The organism is Sphingobium sp., from assembly GCF_003248505.1.
In the GTDB taxonomy this organism is placed as follows: Bacteria; Pseudomonadota; Alphaproteobacteria; order Sphingomonadales; family Sphingomonadaceae; genus Sphingobium.
Map to the genome: position 1 here is coordinate 1 of NZ_QFOA01000136.1, position 4,039 is coordinate 4,039.

A 4,039-nucleotide genomic window follows, 5' to 3' on the forward strand; every position below is an offset into this window, starting at 1 on the left:
CTCGCATGTAAATGACCGCGATTGGCCGGTAGGCGACTGTCCGGTTCGGAGCCGGGATGCGTGGATAGCTGACGGTCGTTCGGAGTCGGCAACCGACCAGAGCCGGACGTTCGGCGCGGAAATGCATATGTCCGGCTACTCCGTAAGCTGCCGCGGCCGAAATTATCTCTCGCCCATCAGCACGCCTTTCGCCGCTACGGACAATCCCATCACGCCTGCCAACGTGTCAGCACCGGGTTGCTAGATAATGATCGGCTGGGTCGCACTGAGGACCGCGACTGCCGCCTGGACCTCCGTGTAAAGGTCTGCTTCGATCCCCTGCGTATCGATCTCCACAACGAGAGCAAAGCGAGCCTCTTTCTCTCCCTCCTCCAGGATCTTCTTGGATTTCCACCATCCTGCGACGGGATGAACGGCCAGAAGATTGCGTCTCGCCAAGTCTGAAGCTCTGCAGGTCAACTGGTCGATATGCAGGGAGCCGACATCGCGCCGGATGCTCCCAAAGTCCCACAGGTCATCTTCTTCGACCTGAGGGCCGACGGGTTCGACCGCCTTGCTGATGCGCGCCATGAACTGCTGCGCATTTTCTGCGGCCCGGTTCAGCTTGAACCGAAGATTATGAGAGGCATAGCGATATCGCGAGCCGCGCGATGCCTCGGCCGGGTTGGGCGCTACGAAGGAACTGAGCGCGACCCGAAGGTTCACATTGGCGTTGCCGAGCTTGCGCAGTTCCTCGACGGGCCATGGCAGCGTGAAGAGTCGCATCTCCCTGTGAACATCGCCGCCAGTCTGTTCAGAGAGGCCGTACGGAATGATGACGTCCTGCACGATCAGGGTAAGGGCATTAGACGCGCTACGATGCGCCCTCTCGAGATCAGGAACACCGTAGCCGTAACGCTGAAAGAGCCGGGCGTAGCTGCCCTTGTTGGCATTGGCGGGAAGATGCGACTGCATTTGCGGCGTCCATCGAGCGGACGCCACATAGAGGGCGCGAACGGTTTCGGGCCATAGCAGCGGATAGTCCGACCAGAGTTCGGTAATCTGCTTCGCCGCGATCGCCGTCGCAGCGCTTGTGTCATGCGTAAAACTGAACGAGCGCTGCGGATAGGCATGATGGGTCGTGAGAAGGGATAGCCAGCCGTGTCGCAGCGGTGGAGGCAAGTTGTCGGCAGCCCAGTTCCCGCCCTCGAGAACGATATCGGGCTTGAGCGGCCAGGTCGAAGTCCAGGATGCGGTACGGGAGCTGGGGGAAAGGTCGCCAAAAGGCGCGACGCTGATGAGGCCCTCGTTGGGTGGTAGCATAGTCTTTTCGGTATAGGCGCCCACGCTGATGGCATTCCAGGCCTGTGCGGGCGACTCCAGCTCATTTTCCGGCAGATCGCAGATGTCGAGATAGTGACCCGCTGTGAACATGGAATTGTTGGTATTACCCGCCGATATCATGATGAGGCGCGGCGCCGCCCGATCGCCTGAGACGCCAGCGGCGAGTTGGTCGATTTCGGTCGACCATGATGTGGGCGCGCCGTCATGGGGCGTGTCCTCGTCGGTCGTGACCGCCATGGTGAAGGTCCGCCGACGCACAGTCTGTTCTACTGTGTTGATCGCACGGCGCGTCACCACCCCCAGCAGGTGATGCGGGTTGGGGCCTCCGTCCGGCATCAGCTTCACCGATTCCAGACGATGCGAAACAGTGACTGGCATCGTCGATTGCAGATCGGGCGTTAGGTCGCCAAACAGTGCTAGGCCGGCAAGCTGAGTGCCGTGCCCTTTCACGTCGTCTAGCCCCCAGGCCGGGTCGGCGGCGTGGCGGTCCTGTGACGGAAGGACGGGAGCGATCAACGGATGGGCGCGGCTAACGCCCGTATCCAACAAGGTGACATAACCTCCATTGAGGCCGCCGGCATAGGTGGTCCGCTGGGCGAGATCCTGAACCCATGCAGCCTGCTCCTGGACCTCCAGAGCATCGAAAAAATCAGCGGTCACCGCTGGCGCCGCAAGGGCACGCACGGAGCCAAGTCGTCTCACGGCCAGCGCGATATGGTCCCGTGTCGCGAGGCCGATGACGACGACATCTTCAGGAAAGTGCAGGCGATCGGTCCCGATCTGAACCTGATAGGCAGCGGCCTGGGCGATAAAGGCTTCCGCTTCACTTGGCTCAAGCCAGATTTCCCAGTGCGTCGCGCCATTGCCAGCGGGAAATTTCTCCTGCGGGCCGCGCCATAACGCGCGCAGGCCCGCCTCGGTAATGGCCGCCATGCTCTGAACAAGAGTGGCGTTCTTGGGGCGACCGGGGATGATCTCGCCGTCCTTCTCCCTGTCCGGCGTATCTTCTGTCTCGAATTTTTCGATCTTCTTTCGAAGATTCTCCACGCCCTGGGCCGTGGCGAAGACGGTGGCGGTTTCGGTGGTGCTTCCGCTGACGACTTCGGCGGCGCTGCGCAGCAGCTCAATGCCGCTTGATCCCAGGCTATCCTTGGCGAGCGGCTCGCCCGGTCGGCCTTTGACTTCGAGATAGACCCCTGGGAGGCCGTCCGCTGTTATCGCTGGGAGTTGGTCGATTGCTTGCAGAAGAGCCTGCGCATGGCCACTGCGATTGAGGACGTCACTTGGCGTCTTGCCGCCGCCCCCGCCCTTGGCCTGAAACGGATGCGGCTTTCCGAGGTCTTTTAGGAGAAAGTGAGGTAAATTCCGTGGCATTCGCGCTTCTTCCCAGCCCCTGCAGCGAGCGACGACGCTCTAGCGAATTCACTAGATCGACGGTCGTTATGCTATTGCGATCGCCAAGAACCGCGCGCCGCGCCGCGTCTTCGGCGGCGGCTACGACATCGGCCGTCGACAGCCCGATCGCGCAATCGGTGACCTTTTTCCAAGACAGGCGTGCGTGGGAGAAGCCGATGAGGCGTCGTTCAAGAGCCTGGCGGATCGATGCCGCATCGGGCAACTCATAGGAAAGGACGAGATCGAAACGGCGCAGGACTGCCCGATCCAAGATTTCGGCCAGATTAGTCGTAGCGATGACGATCGAAGGCCCGGTGTCCTCGTCGAGGAACTGGAGAAACGAGTTCAGCACCCGGCGCGCTTCACCCACGTCATTGCCATCGCCCCTCGCTGCGGCGAGAGCATCGATCTCGTCGAAGAGATAGACGCCACGCGTCGATTTGATGGCGTCGAACACGAGTTTCAGTTTCTGGGCGGTCTCGCCCATGAACTTTGTTATGAGGCCGTGCAGCATCACGGAAAAGAGCGGAAACTGGAGCTCGCCGGCAAGGCTGTGGGCGCTCATCGTCTTTCCAGTGCCCGGAGGTCCGGAAAGCAGAATGCGCCGCCGCGGCTTTAGGCCCTTCTCTTCAAGCTTCTCACGCATGCGGGTCTCGAAAACGATATGCGCCAGCTCTTCTCCGATAAGCGGTGGCAGAATAACGCTGTTCAACCGCTCGCTGGGATAGGAGGCGAACAGGAATTCGGCGAGATCACCACGCGGAGCGGCGATTGGCGTGAGATTCGGCTTTCGCGAGGCAGGAGGCGTCTGGCCAGCATTGGCCCACTGCCGCAGCGTTTCGGCCAAGCGCTTGTGACCCTTTTGCTCCTCTGCAGCCGACAGCTGCATAGCAAGATCGAAGAAGCGATCGGAATCCCCCTCCGCGTGGCTCTTTACGAGACCTATGAGCTGCTGTGCCGATGCCATTTCCATCATGTATCGCGGAATGGCTCGCGATACACCCCCTGTTGCGTATTTAGATACGCCATGAAAGTTGCCGGACGTCAATGCGCACTCACGCGTTTCTGGCCGAATGGAGGTTACCACCTGTTGATCATCTAATAGCTGGCATGCCGCTATCTGGGCAGTTTTTTTTCATCCTACGGTGAGGTGCGTGGAATGCTGAATGTCCACTGATGGCTAAACCAGACGTTCGACATGAGACTCGGGAATGGCAGAAAAGTCCCAGACCACGTCATAGCTGTCGTTCGGCTCAACAGCGCAGGAAGACGCGAGCCGTACGACCAACTTGGGCGCGTAACAGACATTTCCCAATCTGTC

The 4,039-nt window shown here is 60.3% G+C and carries 2 protein-coding genes; both read right to left on the bottom strand.

Going from position 1 to position 4,039, the window contains the following annotated elements; genetic code table 11:
• Nucleotides 1-240: 240 nt before the first annotated feature.
• Nucleotides 241-2,697 (bottom strand): S8 family peptidase, encoded by a 2,457-nt coding sequence (locus tag DI606_RS19585; protein ID WP_080727355.1) that lies wholly within the window; start codon nucleotides 2,695-2,697, stop codon nucleotides 241-243.
• Nucleotides 2,603-3,694 (bottom strand): AAA family ATPase, encoded by a 1,092-nt coding sequence (locus DI606_RS19590; protein WP_202902493.1) that lies wholly within the window; start codon nucleotides 3,692-3,694, stop codon nucleotides 2,603-2,605. The genes DI606_RS19585 and DI606_RS19590 overlap by 95 nt, the downstream gene beginning before the upstream one ends.
• Nucleotides 3,695-4,039: the final 345 nt, after the last annotated feature.

Coding starts and splice junctions, on each gene's coding strand:
- DI606_RS19585 (WP_080727355.1), bottom strand. CDS start 2,697: ATGCCACGGAATTTACCTCACTTTCTCCTAAAAGACCTCGGAAAGCCG.
- DI606_RS19590 (WP_202902493.1), bottom strand. CDS start 3,694: ATGATGGAAATGGCATCGGCACAGCAGCTCATAGGTCTCGTAAAGAGC.